This window comes from Selenihalanaerobacter shriftii (assembly GCF_900167185.1).
GTDB lineage: Bacteria > Bacillota > Halanaerobiia > Halobacteroidales > Acetohalobiaceae > Selenihalanaerobacter > Selenihalanaerobacter shriftii.
In genome coordinates, this window is sequence record NZ_FUWM01000016.1 from 1 (window position 1) to 2,552 (window position 2,552).

At 27.5% G+C, this 2,552-nt stretch carries 2 protein-coding genes; both read left to right on the forward strand.

The features are described from left to right. Positions 1-159: 159 nt before the first annotated feature. Positions 160-1,263, forward strand: a complete 1,104-nt coding sequence (locus tag B5D41_RS09285) for a hypothetical protein (RefSeq protein ID WP_078810355.1) — start codon at positions 160-162, stop codon at positions 1,261-1,263. Positions 1,264-1,474: 211 nt separating this feature from the next. Next, positions 1,475-2,347, forward strand: coding sequence for a toll/interleukin-1 receptor domain-containing protein (locus B5D41_RS09290; protein WP_078810356.1), 873 nt, complete (start codon positions 1,475-1,477; stop codon positions 2,345-2,347). Positions 2,348-2,552 lie beyond the last annotated feature (205 nt).

Here is a 2,552-nt window from a genome sequence, read left to right on the forward strand (position 1 = left end):
AAGCGAATATTTACTGAAGAGCCCAGTGCGATAATTTCGCACGCTGGGATCTGTGCGGGGGATGTTGGGTAACTAACATTCCTACCGTGACTACGCCATTCGCATACAAGGATGTTAGGTGAAATTGTTAACTTGCTAGTAATTTTAGGAGGTATAGTTATGTTTAATTCTGATGAAGGCTTTACACATATGTTCAATTTAGGAATTCTTTCGGGAGAAAATATAAATATTACTAAAGATAACATTATTGAATATAGAAAGAGAATGTCAAAGCTGTTTAGTAAAAGTAGAAAAGATGCTAAAAGTGAAGAATGTTTTTATTGTGGTAAGAAATGTAGTAGTTTTTGTAATTCACATTCTATACCAGCGTTTTTGTTAAGAAATATTGCAGTGGAAGGAGAAGTTTATAATAACAATAAATTAGTTCAAATACTTTTATTAGATGATGAAGATGGTGTGAATCAATCAGGTACCTTTCAATTAATTTGTAGAGAGTGTGATAGTAAAATTTTTAGTGATTATGAGAATCCTGATAATTATGGAGATGTTCCTACCTCTAGAATGATTGCACAGATTGCAATGAAAAATTATTTAAAAGGTATTAGTAAGAGAAAATTTGAAATTGCTCTATTTGATAATATGAAGTCAGACTTAGGTTTACCTTCTGAATTACATAAGCAAAAACAGTTAGTGAATAATTTAGACTTACAAGAATATTATGAAGGATTCAAGCGAGCAAAGAGGGTAGATAATAAAGGATGGGAGAAAGAATACTACTTATTTTATCATCAGAAACTTGATTATGTAGTTCCTATTGCTTTTCAAAGTAATATTACATTATTAGTTGATTTTGAAGGAAATATTATTAATGATTTATATAATATGTCTTCTCAATATAAAACAAGAGATATTCATATATGTGTATTTCCTTTGGAAAAGTCAAGTGTTATTATGATGTTCGTTGATTCTAAACATAAGAGATATAGAAGATTTTACCGTCAATTCAGGAAATTATCGCATGAAGACAAACTAGCTGCTGTAAACTACATAATTTTTAATTTTTCTGAAGAATTATATATTAACAAAGAAGTTAATAAGCAAGTCTTAGATGATAAAAAACTGATTGAAGCAGGTAGAAAAACTGTAGATATAATTTCATCAGAACCAATTGATAATCCGAAATTAATAGCGAGAAAAAACTTTGATTTTTCATTAATGCATGAAGTTCCCAATTTACTTTTAGAGAAATATAAAATTAGATAGAAAATTAATAAAAGGTTTGACAATTTCACCTAACATAGTGTGGTTGACACCTATGTTAATTTATAAAAGAAAATTTAATTTTACTTATGAAAACTTTGATTTTTACTTTAAGTCTATAAGGTTTTACGGGCATCGGTAACCCGAGGAATATTTGGCATATAGATAGACTAGTTTTTTTGTTATTTAGTTTGAATTTCTAAGGAGTGATTTTATGAAAAAAGTTTTTATATCATATTGTTGGTATCAATATGATACGTTTGTTAAAAATTTAGCTACAAAACTACTAGATAAATATGATGTTATTTTTGATAAATGGGAAATGAGACATGGATATAACATGGATTTTTTTATGGAAGATTCTATAAGAAAAGCTGAAAAAGTTTTTGTTTTATGTGAGAAAGAGTATGTGAACAGAGCTAATAATAGAGTTAGTGGTGTTGGGATAGAAACTTCTATTATAAGTCCAAAAGTATATAGGGATACTAAACAAGAAAAATTTATACCCGTTTTTTTAGAAGGAACAAAAATTAAACCAGATTATATGGAATCAATATTTGGAATAGAAGTTAATCCAAATGTTGAATTAAGTGCTGAAAAATTAGAGGAATTTTTTATTGCTGTTGAAGGAAAACCAATTCTAGAAAAACCAAATTTTGACAAGCCTGAACTCAGTACAGAAATTAATGTACCCTCTAAAATAAATGATATTTCTTTACCTGATAAAATTAAAAATGAAATATTCGATTTAGAGGTTTATGAAAAGATACTAAAAGTTCTAAAAGATGATTTAATCGCAAAATTTATAGTTAAATATCAACTTGATAATTTTGGAAAAATGATTTTAAAATTTGATGAAACTAACCAAGTTAAGCTATTAGATTCAATCAATAGAAATTATGTAGAAGCAACTGGATATGGCGGGTGGAGTAATTATGATTTATTTGGAAGAATTGCATATGATGTTGCTGTCACCACAGAAAACGAAACAATAAAAAATAAAGCAAAAGTTATTTTGAAAGAGTGTGCAGATGTTAGATATAATTTAAAAGATTTATTAGATGATTTTAACATGTCAAATTTATAGAAAATTATTATGATGAAGATAAAATTAGGCATGAATAAAATTATGTCATCACAGATGGGCAGAATGATATTTTTATTAACTGATATAGGAAGAGTGATAAATGCGAACGGCGTATAAACCAGCTAATATATGTCAAGAATTAATTTAAAAAATTTAGTTACGTAAAATTACGCAGGGGAAACTAAGCTTACACTAATGTAAACTT